Raw genomic sequence first — 15102 nt, forward strand, 5'->3', positions numbered from 1 at the left:
ATGAAGCCACTAGATATAATAAATCGCGCGCACCAATTACAAAAACAAGGAGAGCTTCAGCAGGCTAAAGTCCTATTACTCACACTAATCCAATCTGCTCCTGAGCATCACAGTGCATGGTCTTTATTAGCCAACATTCATCAGTCATTAAATGAAGATACTCAAAGCAAAGAGGCTCAAAAACAATTTGAAATGATCGCTTGGTTTAATCAACAATTAGACTTAGCTAATAGTTATTTTCAAAAAAATGACTTACAACGCGCAGAAAATATAACACAAGAGCTACTTAAGCTCGTTAAAAATGAGTTTAGAGCACTTATCTTACTTGGGAAAATAGCTTTTCGCGTTGGCGATTTACAAACCTATTCTGCGATAGCGTTACATAATATCCAACTAAATAAAACTAAACCAGCTGTCCATAACGCTTACGCTGAAGCTCTTTATTATACAAAACAATTTTCACCGCTAGTTCATTTTTATAAAGATACGCAACATCTAGGGAGTTTTTCTCAGCATGCAAAAAGTTTAGTGGCAGCGGCTTACGTGAAACAAATGGCATTTAAAGAAGCAAGTGATCTTTATACCACTCTTTTAAGAGAAAACTATCATCCATCTTTATGCTATTTAAGATTAGGTAATATAGAAAAAATACTCGGCAACAGTGAAAAGGCCATTAGCTATTATCATCAAGCTTTAACAATAACTCCTAATCTTGGAGAAGCATACTGGAGTCTTGCAAATTTAAAGACCTATGTTTTTTCAAAAACTGAAATAACAAACTTAGTTGAGCAGCTAAAACAAGCTGTTAACAATCTTAATACAGCACAACTTCATTTTTCATTAGCAAAAGCTTACGACCAAAATAAATCATATCATGAAGCGTTTAAGCAATTGCAGTCTGGAAATAATATTCACAAGCAACTCACACCTTATAAAAAAAATCAATTTCAACAGCGCTGCATTAAATTTATAACACCGAGTTTATTAAAGGAACTTCCAAAACCTACAACTGATTACTCTCATTTAATCTTTATTGTTAGTCTGCCTAGAAGTGGTTCAACACTCGTTGAACAAATTATTGCAAGCCATCCCAATGTGGATGCAAGCTATGAACTAACAGAAATCAATGCTATCGCACAAGAATTAGAAGCTAACAACATAAATAGCACCGTCCCATATAATCTTAATAATTTAAATCAAGCGCAAGTAGCTAAATATGCACAGCGCTACTTAGATTTTATTAAGCCGCTGCGTGGCAGTAACCAATATTTTATTGATAAGCAGCCAATAAACTTCAATCATATCGGATTAATAAAAACACTGTTCCCAAACGCAAAGATAATTGATGTGCGTCGTGAAAAAGAAGCTATTGCTTGGAGCCTATATAAACATTCATTTTCTGAAGGACATAACTATAGTTATGATCTACAAGATCTCGCATCACATATTAATGAACATAAAGAGTTAATGGCACATTGGCATTTGCTATATCCCGGCAGTATGCACATCCTTAATTATGAAAATATAATTAATAACTTTGAATCTACAATCAATGAATTACTTACCTATTGTGGATTAGAATCCAATAAACAATGTTATGAGTTTTACAATAACCAACGACCAGTACTAACACCAAGCTCAGAACAAGTCCGAAAGCCAATTTACAAAGAAGCACTTACTGATTGGCGAAACTATGCAGAGTACCTAGCACCTCTTATTAAAAGTTTGAAATAACGAACAAGCTGCTTGTGGTTGTTCAAGGATACCTCTAAAATTCGTTATACTGTGATTATATACATACTTTAGGTTATTAACCCATGCTTTCTGATGCATTAAAAACGACGATAAGAAAAATTCACAAGCATGTGGCCGATAACCTCAGTGATTATCGCCCTCGCAGTAGCCAAAATTACTTAGTAGCCGAAATTGCAAAAACACTGGCGGGCGAGTACCACAAAAAACAGCGGATCTGCGTTATTGAAGCTGGTACTGGTACGGGTAAATCGCTGGCTTATTGTTTAGGCGCATTACCGCTGGCGCTTGCACAAAAAAAGAAGTTAATTATTTCTACTGCAACGGTAGCCCTTCAAGAGCAATTAATAAGTAAAGAACTGCCCTTTTTTAAAAAACATTCAGGCCTTGATTTCAAGTTTGATTTAGTCAAAGGCCGCCAGCGCTACCTATGTGCTCACAAACTACATAATGCTGTCAACGGTGATAATCAAACGCAAATGGACTTTATGCCCACCCTGACTTCGCCACTGAGTGCGATGGAAACTAAATGTTTGCAGCAACTCTATGATGCTTACACCAATAAAAAGTGGCAAGGCGATCGAGATAGCTGGGCAGATACTATCCCTGATCGCGTTTGGGGATTAATTGCTTGCGATAAACATGCTTGTCAACGACAAATGAAAGCACATCAAACCTGCCCTTTTCAACTTGCTCGTCAACGCTTGATGCAAATGGATGTATTAGTGATTAACCATTCATTATTATTAGCTGATCTTGATTTAGGTGGCGGGAAAATTTTGCCCGAGCCAGATAATAGTATTTACGTTATTGATGAAGCTCATCATCTTGCTCATATTACGCGTGACTTTTCATCTGCCGCAGCGACGATTAAAGGCACCATTGATTGGCTTGATAAACTCACTAAATTTAGTGGCAAAATGGCCAAAGTATTAGTAGGTCAAAAAGCCATTGGGCAAAATTTTAAGCTCTGTGACAGTATTAATGATGCCAATAAAGACTTAAAAGTTGTTCGCGATATTTTGGATAATGCCGATTTTAACTATTCAAAAGATGATACATACCGATTTGAACATGGTGAAATACCTGAATCGTTACACGCTAAAGCCAAAGATATCAGCGAGGCGACCCTCGATGCTCTGCGCTGCTTAAATAAAATGCACGATACCTTAGTACAAGATGTCAGTGATGGTGATATCAAACCCTATGTTGCCGATCCTATTTTAGGCGAAAGCGGTCATTACATTAATCGTTTAGAGCAACTAAACAAACTTTGGTATAGCTACGCCACCAAGGGTGAAGGCACACCACATGCACGTTGGATAAAGCGTTTAGAATACAAAAACCATCACGACCATCTACTCAGCGATTGCCCTATTGAAGTTGGCTACTATTTAAAAGATAAACTGTGGCGACAATGTGCCGGTGCGGTTTTATGCTCAGCGACCCTGACTGCACTTGGCTCATTCGATCATTTTGCTTACGAAAGCGGTCTTACTAAAGAAGAAGGTGTAAAATACTTAAAAGTACCTTCTCCGTTTGATTATCCTAATCAAGCCACTTTGCACATACCAACATCACACATCGAGCCGACCGATAAAGAATTTAGTGATCATCTGGCCAAAGTATTGCCGGATCACTTAAATACGCAACATGCTAATTTAGTGTTGTTTGCATCTTACTGGCAAATGGATCATGTAGTAAAAGCCTTGCGCGCTAAAAACCTCGATATTTTAGTACAAGGTGAAATGTCCCGTGAAGCACTATTAAAGCAACATACAAAGAATATAGATGCGGGTAAAGGCAGTATTTTATTTGGCACACAAAGCTTATCCGAAGGACTCGACTTACCGGGTAAATACCTTGAGAACTTGGTGATCACTAAAATTCCATTCGCGGTGCCCACCTCCCCTATTGAAGAGGCACAAGCAGAGTTTGTACAAAGCAAAGGCGGCAATCCATTTTTATCTATCACAGTGCCCGATGCGGCTAAGAAATTAGTGCAAAGCTGTGGTAGACTGCTGCGTAAAGAGAACGATCAAGGGCGGATCACCATCCTCGATCGCCGTTTAGTGACCAAGCGATATGGCAAGGCCATGCTTGACACATTACCACCCTTTAAAAGACAAATAGATTATTAATGTTTGAACTTGCACTAGACCCAACAACCTGGGCACTTCTTTGCGCCGTGGCACTTGCCGCAGGCTTTATAGACGCAGTAGCCGGTGGCGGCGGTATGTTAACTGTACCCGCGCTTTTAACCGCTGGACTGCCCCCCCATTTAACACTCGGCACTAATAAACTCGCCGCGAGCTTTGGCTCACTCACTGCAAGTGTGACTTACTTTCGTAAGCAACTATTTAATCCTCGCTTTTGGGCAGCGTCAATTATTGCAACCGCCATCGGCTCATTATTAGGCACATTAATTGTTGACTACCTTAGTATTGAATTTTTAAACAAACTCTTACCCATCGTCATTATTTTAGTCGCTTGTTATAGCTTGTTTGGCAATTTAAGCACGGTAGAGCACGATGATCTTCCACCATTGAATAGAGCAACAAAAATAAAACAATGGTTGCAAGGCTTAAGCTTAGGCTTTTTTGATGGCTTGGCAGGCCCTGGGACCGGGACTTTTTGGACTGCATCAAATAGTTTACTCTACAAAATGAGTTTACTGCTAAACTGTGGTTTAGCCCGTTCAATGAATTTTGTGTCAAATTTTGTATCACTGATTACTTTTGTAGCGCTTGGTCATGTTAACTTTTTACTCGGCATCACAATGGGCTTCTTTTTGATGTTTGGAGCCTGGCTTGGAGCTCATTCAGCAATTCGGTTTGGCAGTAAGTTTATTCGTCCTGTTTTTAATACTGTGGTGATAATTTTAGCGTTAAAACTAATTTACGAGGCTTATTTATAAAATGCGAACAGCTTCTTTTGATAAGCTTTGCCAACAAGTTGCAACCTTAAAGCAGCATGCTGAGCAATTTGATAAAGCCAAGTTATTTGCTAAAAACCGCTATATGCAGGCACAACCCAGTTTATTTGACCGAGGTGTGTTTACTACTAAAAGCATGAAATTAGTTGATTATGTGTTAGAAATTGAAGATGAAGTTAATAGCCTTCCACCACTGGAACGTCGCCATGCTCATAATTATGCTTTAGAGCGGATCGGTAATCAGGTACAAGCCGTATTTAATGTTATAAAATCTACGGCGATTTGGGAAAAAGAAAATAAAAGCACTTACAAAGCCCGCAGTAAAACATTCAATAAATCGGCACCTTACCAACAAGCTGTAAAACAAATTATGCAACCCGCCCATGAGCTATATGACGAACTCAAACAAAATCACGAGTTTGAGCGTCGCTTAGTGCTGATGGTTGAAGAATGTAAGTTAAGAATGCAAAACGTGGGTCCTGTAAAAGCAAAAGCCATTAATTTAGAGATCCTTGCTCTTCATGGCCGCCTTGGTCGCTGCCGTAAGGCAATATCTGCCACCGAAGAAAAAATTCAAATAGTTGAAAAACAACAATTACGCTAGCTATGACTGTTTTTTATCATCCACTATACTCTGCGCTTGAACTGCCTGTACGCCATCGTTTTCCAATCGCTAAATATAAATTGCTAAAACAAGAAATTGCAGAGCTTGGTTTTACTGACTTTATTAGCCCAAATAAAGCGACTAATGAACAGCTCCAGCTTTGCCACAGCCATGAGTATGTTGAACGCTTTATTAGCGGGCAGTTAACTGACAAAGAAATAAAGAAAATGGGTTTCCCATGGTCAAATCAACTGGTAGAGCGCACTTTATTTTCTGTTGGTGCAAGTATTCAAGCCGCTGAATACGCTTTAACAACGCAGCTGGCAGTAAACCTCAGCGGCGGATATCATCATGCTTATAATGCTTACGGCAGTGGTTTTTGTATTTTCAACGACCTCGCGGTTGCCGCCGCTCATCTCATTAACACTGAGCAAGCATCAACGGTGCTGATTTTTGATTGTGATGTACACCAAGGTGATGGCACAGCCGAAATTTGTGGCTCTCTTGATGGAGTGATTAGCTGTTCGATTCATTGTCAGCAAAACTTTCCACGTTTAAAGCAGCATTCTGATTATGATTTCTCACTCAACACTGGCTGCAGCGATAATGAATATTTAAAAACAGTCGCTAATGCCTTGGCTTTTTGTATCCGTCTTCATCAGCCTGATATTATTTTATATAACGCCGGAGCTGATATTTGTAGCCAAGACGAATTAGGCTATTTTGATGTTAGTTTAGAGGGGGTATATCAACGCGATTCGCTGGTTTTAGCAACCTGCAAACAGCACTCAATTCCTTTAATGTGCGCGCTCGGTGGCGGTTATCAGCGAGATACACAAAAGTTAGTTGAGGTTCATAAGCTGCTTTTTCAAGCGATTGTCGATTTATACCCGCACTTGGTATAAACTAAAAACAGCTTAATACTACCAAGGTAGATAACACAGTGCGATTACATGACGACATACACAATTACTATGAAAAAATTATGATTGAAGAAATCATTAAACGACAACTTGAAAAGCACTATAATGAAGATGTAATGGCTGATTTTTGCTGTACTGTATTAAACCAACTACCTGCCCGATACATTCGTTATGATGTGGATATGGAGTTTTACTTACCACAGGTCGAACGCTTTCATATGGAAGAGCGAGTAAATATCGCCATTGATGTAGCAATTAGCCAAATAGCGAAAAAAAAGGGCGGACATGAGTAAAGAGTTAACCCAAGCACCTACACACGTAAAATTAGCCGTAGATTTAATAATGCTGCTTGAGCAACATGAAGTTGCCGCTGATGATGTGCTCAAAGCACTCGAAATAATCAAAAGCGATTATGAAAAAAAACGCCTCAATACTAACATACAGCCAGCATAGTTTACTGGCTGTAGTACATTTGCATAATCGTATTATTCGTCTTTAAAAATTGCCACGTAGGTCGCTTGCGTATTCGATTTACTGGCCCGATACATACCACTGGTATTAAACGGTAAACTGATATTACCTTTGCTATCAACGATGATCACTCCTCCAGTACCACCAATCGGCTTTAGCACACTATTAATTACTTCATCACCCGCTTGTGTAATAGTCTTACTTTGATATTTAACTCGTGCGCAAATATCAGCCGCGACGTTATAACGAATGAAATACTCGCCGTGGCCAGTGGCAGATACCGCACATGACGCATTTTCAGCAAATGTACCTGCACCAATTACAGGGGCATCACCAATGCGACCAAAACGCTTTGCAGTCATCCCACCCGTTGAAGTACCTGCCGCCAAGTTACCATTTTTATCAAGTGCAACAGCACCCACAGTGCCCATTTTATAATTGACGGGTAACGCCTGATGCGCAGCTTGATAATCTTTACTGGTAGCTTTGGCTTTATCTAGTTTTTCTTTTGCTTTTAATAACGCTTTATAACGGTTATCCGTATCAAATAAGTTATTTTCGACCAATGGAATGCCCTGCTCTTTGGCAAACTCTTCAGCACCTTGACCACTGAGCATCACATGAACCGATTCTTCCATCACCAAGCGCGCTAAATTAATCGGGTTTTCAATATGTTTAACACCCGCAACAGCGCCCGCTTGACGATCACGACCATCCATAATTGACGCATCTAATTCATGGCCGCCGTCATAGGTATATACCGCACCTCGACCGGCATTAAAGTATGGCGAGTTTTCTAATACATTGATTGCAGCGGTTACTGCATCTAGGCTTTCGCCACCTTGCTCAAGTACTTTATAGCCAGTTTCTACCGCCTCTTTGAGTTTAGAGCGATAAGCTTTTTCTTGCTCTGGAGTAAAACGGCTTTTTTCAATCGTGCCCGCCCCACCGTGAATAGCTATAGCCAAAGGTGTACTAGCGCTTATGGCTAATGGGCTAAACGTTATACAGCACGCACTAACTAAAGCGCTAAAAAGTGACTTGTTCATGCAGGTAGCTTGTGTTGGAAATAAGTATAACCAATGTGAATAAATTGGCGCTAAATTACAACCCTAACCAGATAAAAGACATAAAAAAAGCGCCCAAAGGCGCTTTTTAATATTTCGTTTAAATTACGCTTGTTGCGCTTTCAAACGAGCTAAACGTGCTACTTGATGCGTAGACGTTAAGAAAGAGAAAATAGGCGCTAAATAACCACGCTTACGAAGCTCTAAAAAGTCTTCGTCGCTTAACTCGTTAAGTTTTTTCTCATCAATAAGGTAAATACCATTGATGTCTTTTTTCTCGCCTTTAATATCAACTGTTAGTGTTTGCGCTACTAAAAGCTCTTTATCAGCAAGATATTTTGTGAATGCTTCAGTTACATGAGAAAACTCAATAAATGATACAAGTGCTTCTTTACGACGTTTTAAGTAATCTGTCTCTTCACCGTTTTCAAATAATGCATTTCCTTCAGTTTCACCCACTAATGGGCTTGCTTCGTCAATCACAATACCGTATTGATCTTCTTGTGGGTGTTTAACTAGACCCAGTGGGTAGCGTGTTGTTGCCATAGGAGCAAACGCTGCAGTCCACTTACCGTCTTTTACAAAAAGGTTTTCGCCAGGCTCTAAACCAAACATAGCTACAGCTTGAAATTGACCAGTCTCGTTATTTTTTACGAAAGACATTGGAAACTCATTTGCTACACGCGCGAACTCATGTGCAACGACAGGCACTAAGTGTTGAGTTTTTAAAAATTCTACATTGATGCCGTTTTGAATTTTAGTGTTGGCATGCTTTTCATTGTGTAAAGGCTGTACTTGTTGCTCCGCCATGTTACTGCTCCGTTATTAATAAGTTTATATTTTTGCTGTTAGTACCCTAAGGCTAAAGGTTTTGCTACAAAAATGGAAGTGAAAATTTTGTGTCAATTTGCATGTTACCAAGTAAAATAAGCCTCTCAAACAGTTGCATACAGATAAAAAGTTTATCGTTATTTTATAGCTTCCTAAAAAGTATATGGCTGCTAATAACCATTTTTAAAAAAACTATGAATTAATTAGTTGACGTTGAGTACTATTAGCTAAATTCCTTAATACTGCTCTCTGTATAGCTTTTTCTTAAATCAATTATATTTTATTCATAAAAAATAAAATTACTGTTAATTTTAATTTTTCGTTATATTAAGTATTTGCAGATAAATCTATAACACGTTGAAATTGACCAAGTGAAACAAGGTGTGAATATATCGCCTCTAGCATCCCTTGTTTTTGCAAAGATAATAAAGACTCATCATCTAGAGATTTTAATAAATCCCTATCAACAGAATAAAGGCCTGAAATTTGCTTTTTTTGACCATCACCTAAATCAAATTTAAAAGAACATTCAGTGAGTAGCCCAAGTTCTACCAGTCGACTAGTGAACTGTGTTGATAACTCCTCTTGTCGAGCAAGTTCTTTTAGTTCAACTTGCTTATAAATCAAATAGTCAGAAGGTTCTCCTACATTGTCAAATAGTGCTTCACCATTCTTTTCTGTATTTAATGCAGCGGTTTCAACAGCAAGAAAAACTTGACCTTCTGGGGTTTTAGCTAGCGTGAATGGGTGTTTTTTAACATGTTGAGGCACGTACATTGCCTTGAAATGACCATCGTTGTAAAAAACATTTCGACCCGATTCAAGCCCTAAAATAGCAACCATTTTAAATGGGTTCTCATCGCTTGATTTCATAAAGCATACAGGAAAATTGAGTGCTACTTTTGCAATTTCAATAGGGGTGATAGGAACAACATGCTGATCCTTTATATGTGAAAAATTAGCATCAACTTTTACATACTGTCCTTTGTGTTTTTCCACGTTAAAAACTTCAAATTTATCTGACATTAAACACCTATTAATATATTATTATTTACTTAAAAATAGCACGTATAAGAGGTAATTTAAAGTATGCAAATAGATAGATTAAGCATTAATAACATAAAAAATATACAAGAATTTTTGTGCAATTTAAATGAGCCAATTATAATAACAGATTTATTTTCTAATTGGCCAAGTGTTACACTTGCAAAACAATCACCTTTAGCACTTCTTAGAAGCCTTGTTACTCAAGCATCTACTGAATTAGTGGATACTTTAATTATTGACAAGAAGTATAAAGGCCTAATTGGTTATACTGATAATAAATTTAAAAATTACACTTTCGAAAAACACAATGCACCACTTATTTCTGTACTTAAAAAATTAATAATTAATTTTAATAATCAAGGTTCAGATACTATTGCAGTGCAAAGTGCACTAATAAATGAATGTTTACCTGATTTTTGTATTAAGAACTCTGCACCTAAATTTTTAGCTAACGTTCCTCCTCGTATCTGGCTAGGCAATGCTGCTACGGTTCCTGGACATTATGACACTGAACATAATATAGCCCTAAACCTCTGTGGTAAAAGAACTTTTTATTTGTTACCCGCAAATGAAATAAAAAATCTTTACGTAGCACCCATTGATAGAACTGTGGCTGGCCCTGCAATCAGCTTAGTGGATTTTGAAAACCCTGATTTTGAAAAGTATCCAAAGTTTAAAGCCACAAAGAAGAAAGTGTTAACTGCAAGTTTAGAGATCGGTGAAGCTCTCTATATACCTCCACTTTGGTGGCATAATGTAAAAGCCATTGATCCTGTTAATATACTAGTAAATTATTGGTGGGATCCGACATCTACAAAATCGGATTTAGGATTAGAGGCAACTGATAGTTTATTACATAGTATATTAACACTTCGTAATTTGCCTGAATCACAGAGACTTGCTTGGCAAGCTATTTTTTCTCATTATGTATTTGAGAAAACAGATGAATTTAAAAATAAAAGTAATGAATATCACGGTATTCTTTCAAACTCTCATGAAAGTCTAAAGTCAGTTGCAAGTGCATTAAAAGAAAGAATGAAATAGTAAAAATAAAAATGCCGCTATACAGCGGCATTTTTTTACACTCTGTTCAATTAGAATCGGAAGTTTGCACCTAGTACGAATCTACGACCATTTTGGTAGATAGATAGTACACGATCTTCACTAGTGTTGAACTCAACAACTTTTTCATCAGTTAAGTTTATAGCTTCTAATACAACCGAAATATTTTCAGTTACATTATAAGTAGTACTAAAATCTAACTGACCGTAGTCATCATTCCACAATTCTGTACCTGATGAATGAAGTCCTTTGTACCATTTAGTACGATAGTTATACATTGCACGAACAGAAAACATATCATTTTCATAAAATGCAGAAGCGTTTAACATATTTTCTGATGCGCCCATAACTAAACCTGAACCAGGGTTTGCTACATCACGTTCGCCATCATTATTTGCATCTGTGTATGTATAGTTAGCAGACACACCAAAACCATTACCTAAATCATACTGAAGTGATGCTTCTAAACCTGTTGTAGTACCACCTTCACCATTTGCAGGACGAGAAACTGTTGCTGTAACCCAGCTAGAAGTTTGCTGATCATAAAAATCTTGCGAAGATGTAGCTGTAGTTTGATAACTTTCAATATCTTTATAGAATAACGTCACAGCGAATAATGACGCATCATCAAAATAGTATTCCCAAGCGGCATCAAACTGGTTTGCTATTTGTGGTGCTAGGTTAGGGTTACCGGCTTGTGCTGTAGGGTTCGTTTCTCCTAAATCACCAGGCGCTGTAATTGGCGATATATCAAAGAAGTTAGGACGAGCCATTGTTCTAGCTGCAGAAAGGCGAACAATTTGGTCTTCTGCTAAGTCATATGACAAGTTAAAATTAGGTAAAATCTCTGTATAGCTGCGAGATTCAGTAACCCATTCAAGTGTTGTTGGTGTTAAATTTGCATTTTCACCTGGATTTTTAACTGTTAATAGACCAGCTGAATCAGAAGAGAATAAGTAACCTGAAGAGTCTTGATCTGTTCTCGCTACACGAATACCAATATTACCGCGGTAATCATCGCCAGAAAAATCACCTTGTACATAATAAGATGTTTTCTTTTCAACTACTTCAAAGATCTCACCTAAGTTTTTATGTACAGCATAAGAGGCATTTGGACCTAAACCAAGTTCTATCATTTGAGCGCTGTTATGCGTTAATTGTTGCGTAATATCACCATTAACAACATCCGCACCTACGCTATCACTACCGACAGCAAGATCACACTTCGCTAAGGTATTACATTGCGAAGACAAGATCTGGGCCATGTAATTAGGGCTTGTACCATCCGTTGCAACACCCCAATGCCAGCTATATGCATTTCTGTCTTGTGTACGTTTTTGATCGCGATATTTCACACCAAATTTAACAGCTGTGAATGCACCTAATTCTACAGGTACATCAAAGTCAACTTGCCCATATGACTCATCATCAGTTGTTGGTTTATTACCACCCCAAATCCAACCACCATTAAATTTAGAAGGATCAGTACCATCAACCCCAGCATTTACTGTAGGTGTAGAGCCTGTTAAATCGAAGTTATAGTCACCTTGTCCACCATATTCCCACGATGTTTCATTTAAAGTACCCCCTTCAGCTGCAGTAGTACCTAACTCAACATTCATAGAGAAAGAATCAGTTGCAAAATCAACATCTAAGTGAATTGAGTTTGTATCTGTTTTTGAAATACGGTTGATGTGATTCCAACGAACATCGGTACCACCAGTGCCTTTAACTGCATTACTGCCTACGTATGTTAAATCAGCTCCTGCGCCAGGATTCATAAGTAAGAAATTAGAGTTAGTGTTATTAACATCCATTTTCGAATCTAAGATGTTTAATGTTGCACTAAAATCATCAGAAGGTGCGAACTGAATTGAACTGAAGAAAGTTGTTCTTTCACGATCTTGACGGAAAACAGGAACGCCCATAGTACGCGGCGCGTAAGTACCGTCAGCTGAATTTGCATCCCAACCTAGTACTTCAAAACCTTCACGACGAACTGTACGGTCAGATTTTGAACCTGAGATCAAAATACCAAACTTTTCGTCTTCGTTTTTCCAAGAATAAAAACCTTCAACTAATGGATCATGTTCTTCTGATGATTCTGAATACTGACTCTGTAACGTGATATGAGTCGTGCCAGAATCTAAATCGAGTGGTTTACGCGTTCTTAAAATAACAGTACCACCAATTGAACCTTCATCTAAACGAGCTTCTGGTGATTTGTATACTTCAAGGCTACTTACTAGTGAAGAAGGTAGCATAGTGAAGTTAAAACTACGTGATGGATTATCAAGTATAAACCAATCAGCTGTACCTACGTTTTGACCATTCAATAAAGTACGGTTTTTAGTCGGATCAGAACCACGAACAGTAATTTTTTCACCTTCACCAAACTCACGGCTAACACCAACACCTGTAATACGTGAAAGTGATTCAGCAACGTTTTTATCTGGGAATTTACCAATATCTTCTGCAGTAATGGAGTCGACAACAGCATTTGCAAAACGCTTATTGTTAATATCAGCTTTAGCTGAAGCGCGAATACCACGTACTTCAATGACTTCTACGTCTTCTTGAACTTTTACTTCGTCAGCTGCATAAACAGCACCAGTGAATCCGGCACTCATTACAAGACCGATATTTACTGCTAATAAGCTTTTTTTAAAATTTTTAGCTAACACAGGATTCCCCTTGAATCATTTTGTTGGTTTTATTTATCACTTCTGCCCAGTGATGATGACAGCGTTGTCATCTAGTAACAAACCATACACTCTAAATTACATTTGTGCTACATCTTTTTAGCCGTTTTGTGCAAAAAAATAGCTATAAAAATAATAACCAATTGAATATTAATACATTAAAAAAATAGAGTTTATAAATTGTTACAGTTTTACGGCGGGAATATAGCATGGTTAAGTTCAAAAAGAGAAAACCAAATGGACTGTTTTAGGTAATTTTATGATTTTAGATAAGTCTTAGTGTAAAAAAAACGTTCCACTTTAACTATACAGAAATTACATTTCGCTTTTTTGCTGATAAGGATATAACTTTAGCTGGATGAACAAAAACACATCTTTTCACATTAATATTGCAGATAAATTAGGGCAAATAATTTATCAAGGGGAATTCATTAATAGTTATCAACACCAATGACAGCGCTGTCATTTTGTATTCTAAAGAGTTACGCTATTAATGTCTACCTTTATTTCCCCCCATAGCCTACCCTTTTCATTGAAAATTTTAGAGAGCTATAGGAACCGTGAAAATTACTCATATAATTGTTCTATATGGATAATTTTTAATGTAGTTAGTGAAGTTTTTTAAACCACTAAGATACTCATGTTTTTAATAAAGTAGACATAAGTAGCCACATTTCAACAAACAACTAGTTAACTCACACTATTTGTGAGGCTTGTTATTTAGTGAAGATAAGTCACTGGCAGATAGATCACATTACGCTCCAAACTTAATAATTGCCGGGCGTTATATAATACCAATCAACTTAAATATTTAACCATTCTAGCGAAGCTATAAATGGTCAGTAACTTAACACGATTGTATAACTGTTGTTTTCGATAAAAATAAATAAGCGAAAATAATAAAGATCTTGCAAGTGCGATACAGATAAATTTAGAAGAGAAACAAAAATGCAGGCTTTATAGCCTGCATTTTAAAGTTTGGGTCGATTGGGGTCGTTACGGAGCCCAATAAACTTCAATATTTATTGTTGGGTGATTTAAAACTGCACGTAGTGGCATGTCGTTTTCATCTCCACCGGCTTTTGCTGCTTTATATACAGCAAGCTTTTCTTCTCCACTGATCAGTAACTTAACCACTTTAGACTGCGCAATCGCTGCTAAAGTTAACGTCATACGTTCGGTAATATTCCCTGTTACTTCACTTTCTATAGCATTAATTGCACATACCAATTGTGATGTTTCAAGCCCTTGCTGTAAACCGCCCGCATGTGGAAATAATGAAGCGGTATGACCATCCGGTCCCATGCCTAATATAGTTACATCAAATGGACGTTTCAGTTGTTGGTACGCAGCTTCACATTCTGCACTACCCTGTTGGGCAGTCTCGGCATTGTTTTTCATAGTAATGAAGTTAGCTGCCGCCCCATGATTTTGTAATAACGTGCTCTTAATAAACGCTTCATTACTTTTTTCATGTGCTGCATCAACCCAACGTTCATCAACCATAGCAACATCTATCTTTGCCCAATCTAATGCTAGATTAGATAAGTGCTTATAAGCGGGTGCAGGTGATGAACCACCTGATACCATCAGTACGGCACGGCCATCAGCTTCAATACCGTTGACTAAACTTTGTTCAAGTGTTGTAGATAACTCAGCGGTTAATGCATCTTTTGAATCAAAAAATTTCTCTACGATGGTTGCCATT

General features: G+C 37.7%; 13 protein-coding genes. 8 read left to right on the forward strand and 5 right to left on the reverse strand.

The genetic code is table 11. From position 1 onward, the window contains the following. From PSR9079_RS18675 to PSR9079_RS18705, 7 genes are all read left to right on the forward strand, one after another. On the forward strand, window positions 1-1734 hold the full coding sequence (locus tag PSR9079_RS18675; RefSeq protein ID WP_149982807.1) for a tetratricopeptide repeat-containing sulfotransferase family protein: 1734 nt from the start codon (window positions 1-3) through the stop codon (window positions 1732-1734). An 83-nt stretch (window positions 1735-1817) separates the two neighbouring features. Then, entirely contained in the window at window positions 1818-3893 is a 2076-nt protein-coding gene (gene dinG, locus PSR9079_RS18680) for an ATP-dependent DNA helicase DinG (RefSeq protein ID WP_149982808.1), read from the forward strand. After that, window positions 3893-4669, forward strand: a complete 777-nt coding sequence (locus tag PSR9079_RS18685) for a sulfite exporter TauE/SafE family protein (RefSeq protein WP_149982809.1) — start codon at window positions 3893-3895, stop codon at window positions 4667-4669. The genes dinG and PSR9079_RS18685 overlap by 1 nt, the downstream gene beginning before the upstream one ends. A 1-nt stretch (window position 4670) precedes the next feature. Next, window positions 4671-5291 (forward strand): primosomal replication protein, encoded by a 621-nt coding sequence (locus PSR9079_RS18690; RefSeq protein WP_149982810.1) that lies wholly within the window; start codon window positions 4671-4673, stop codon window positions 5289-5291. A gap of 2 nt (window positions 5292-5293) precedes the next feature. Beyond that, on the forward strand, window positions 5294-6196 hold the full coding sequence (locus tag PSR9079_RS18695) for a histone deacetylase family protein (RefSeq protein WP_149982811.1): 903 nt from the start codon (window positions 5294-5296) through the stop codon (window positions 6194-6196). 38 nt (window positions 6197-6234) lie between these two features. Continuing rightward, the gene (locus PSR9079_RS18700; RefSeq protein ID WP_149982812.1) at window positions 6235-6507 is read left to right on the forward strand and encodes a late competence development ComFB family protein; all 273 of its coding nucleotides are present in this window, start codon (window positions 6235-6237) and stop codon (window positions 6505-6507) included. Then, the gene (locus tag PSR9079_RS18705; protein ID WP_145240969.1) at window positions 6500-6667 is read left to right on the forward strand and encodes a DUF2496 domain-containing protein; all 168 of its coding nucleotides are present in this window, start codon (window positions 6500-6502) and stop codon (window positions 6665-6667) included. The genes PSR9079_RS18700 and PSR9079_RS18705 overlap by 8 nt, the downstream gene beginning before the upstream one ends. A 32-nt stretch (window positions 6668-6699) precedes the next feature. Here PSR9079_RS18705 and PSR9079_RS18710 read toward each other — a convergent pair whose 3' ends face one another. The 3 genes from PSR9079_RS18710 to PSR9079_RS18720 form a co-directional block, all read right to left on the reverse strand. After that, window positions 6700-7734 (reverse strand): isoaspartyl peptidase/L-asparaginase family protein, encoded by a 1035-nt coding sequence (locus tag PSR9079_RS18710; RefSeq protein WP_149982813.1) that lies wholly within the window; start codon window positions 7732-7734, stop codon window positions 6700-6702. A 123-nt stretch (window positions 7735-7857) separates the two neighbouring features. After that, window positions 7858-8562, reverse strand: a complete 705-nt coding sequence (locus tag PSR9079_RS18715) for a SapC family protein (RefSeq protein WP_145240973.1) — start codon at window positions 8560-8562, stop codon at window positions 7858-7860. Between the two features lie 348 nt (window positions 8563-8910). Beyond that, window positions 8911-9609, reverse strand: a complete 699-nt coding sequence (locus PSR9079_RS18720) for a SapC family protein (protein WP_145240975.1) — start codon at window positions 9607-9609, stop codon at window positions 8911-8913. Between the two features lie 63 nt (window positions 9610-9672). On the opposite strand from PSR9079_RS18720, the gene PSR9079_RS18725 reads away from it, so the two are divergent. After that, entirely contained in the window at window positions 9673-10674 is a 1002-nt protein-coding gene (locus PSR9079_RS18725) for a cupin-like domain-containing protein (protein ID WP_149982814.1), read from the forward strand. A gap of 50 nt (window positions 10675-10724) precedes the next feature. Here the strand turns inward: PSR9079_RS18725 and PSR9079_RS18730 are convergent, their stop codons facing one another. Beyond that, the gene (locus PSR9079_RS18730) at window positions 10725-13376 is read right to left on the reverse strand and encodes a TonB-dependent receptor (RefSeq protein WP_149982815.1); all 2652 of its coding nucleotides are present in this window, start codon (window positions 13374-13376) and stop codon (window positions 10725-10727) included. A gap of 1014 nt (window positions 13377-14390) precedes the next feature. Beyond that, the gene (gene pgl / locus PSR9079_RS18735) at window positions 14391-15101 is read right to left on the reverse strand and encodes a 6-phosphogluconolactonase (RefSeq protein WP_149982816.1); all 711 of its coding nucleotides are present in this window, start codon (window positions 15099-15101) and stop codon (window positions 14391-14393) included. Window position 15102 lies beyond the last annotated feature (1 nt).

The sequence above is a fragment of the Pseudoalteromonas rhizosphaerae genome, from assembly GCF_902498845.1.
Lineage (GTDB): Bacteria > Pseudomonadota > Gammaproteobacteria > Enterobacterales > Alteromonadaceae > Pseudoalteromonas > Pseudoalteromonas rhizosphaerae.

What these genes read in the sequence shown, in the direction of transcription:
- PSR9079_RS18675 (WP_149982807.1), top strand. Translation starts at nt 1, where the DNA reads ATGAAGCCACTAGATATAATAAATCGCGCGCACCAATTACAAAAACAA.
- dinG (WP_149982808.1), top strand. Translation starts at nt 1,818, where the DNA reads ATGCTTTCTGATGCATTAAAAACGACGATAAGAAAAATTCACAAGCAT.
- PSR9079_RS18685 (WP_149982809.1), top strand. Translation starts at nt 3,893, where the DNA reads ATGTTTGAACTTGCACTAGACCCAACAACCTGGGCACTTCTTTGCGCC.
- PSR9079_RS18690 (WP_149982810.1), top strand. Translation starts at nt 4,671, where the DNA reads ATGCGAACAGCTTCTTTTGATAAGCTTTGCCAACAAGTTGCAACCTTA.
- PSR9079_RS18695 (WP_149982811.1), top strand. Translation starts at nt 5,294, where the DNA reads ATGACTGTTTTTTATCATCCACTATACTCTGCGCTTGAACTGCCTGTA.
- PSR9079_RS18705 (WP_145240969.1), top strand. Translation starts at nt 6,500, where the DNA reads ATGAGTAAAGAGTTAACCCAAGCACCTACACACGTAAAATTAGCCGTA.
- PSR9079_RS18710 (WP_149982813.1), bottom strand. Translation starts at nt 7,734, where the DNA reads ATGAACAAGTCACTTTTTAGCGCTTTAGTTAGTGCGTGCTGTATAACG.
- PSR9079_RS18715 (WP_145240973.1), bottom strand. Translation starts at nt 8,562, where the DNA reads ATGGCGGAGCAACAAGTACAGCCTTTACACAATGAAAAGCATGCCAAC.
- PSR9079_RS18720 (WP_145240975.1), bottom strand. Translation starts at nt 9,609, where the DNA reads ATGTCAGATAAATTTGAAGTTTTTAACGTGGAAAAACACAAAGGACAG.
- PSR9079_RS18725 (WP_149982814.1), top strand. Translation starts at nt 9,673, where the DNA reads ATGCAAATAGATAGATTAAGCATTAATAACATAAAAAATATACAAGAA.
- pgl (WP_149982816.1), bottom strand. Translation starts at nt 15,101, where the DNA reads ATGGCAACCATCGTAGAGAAATTTTTTGATTCAAAAGATGCATTAACC.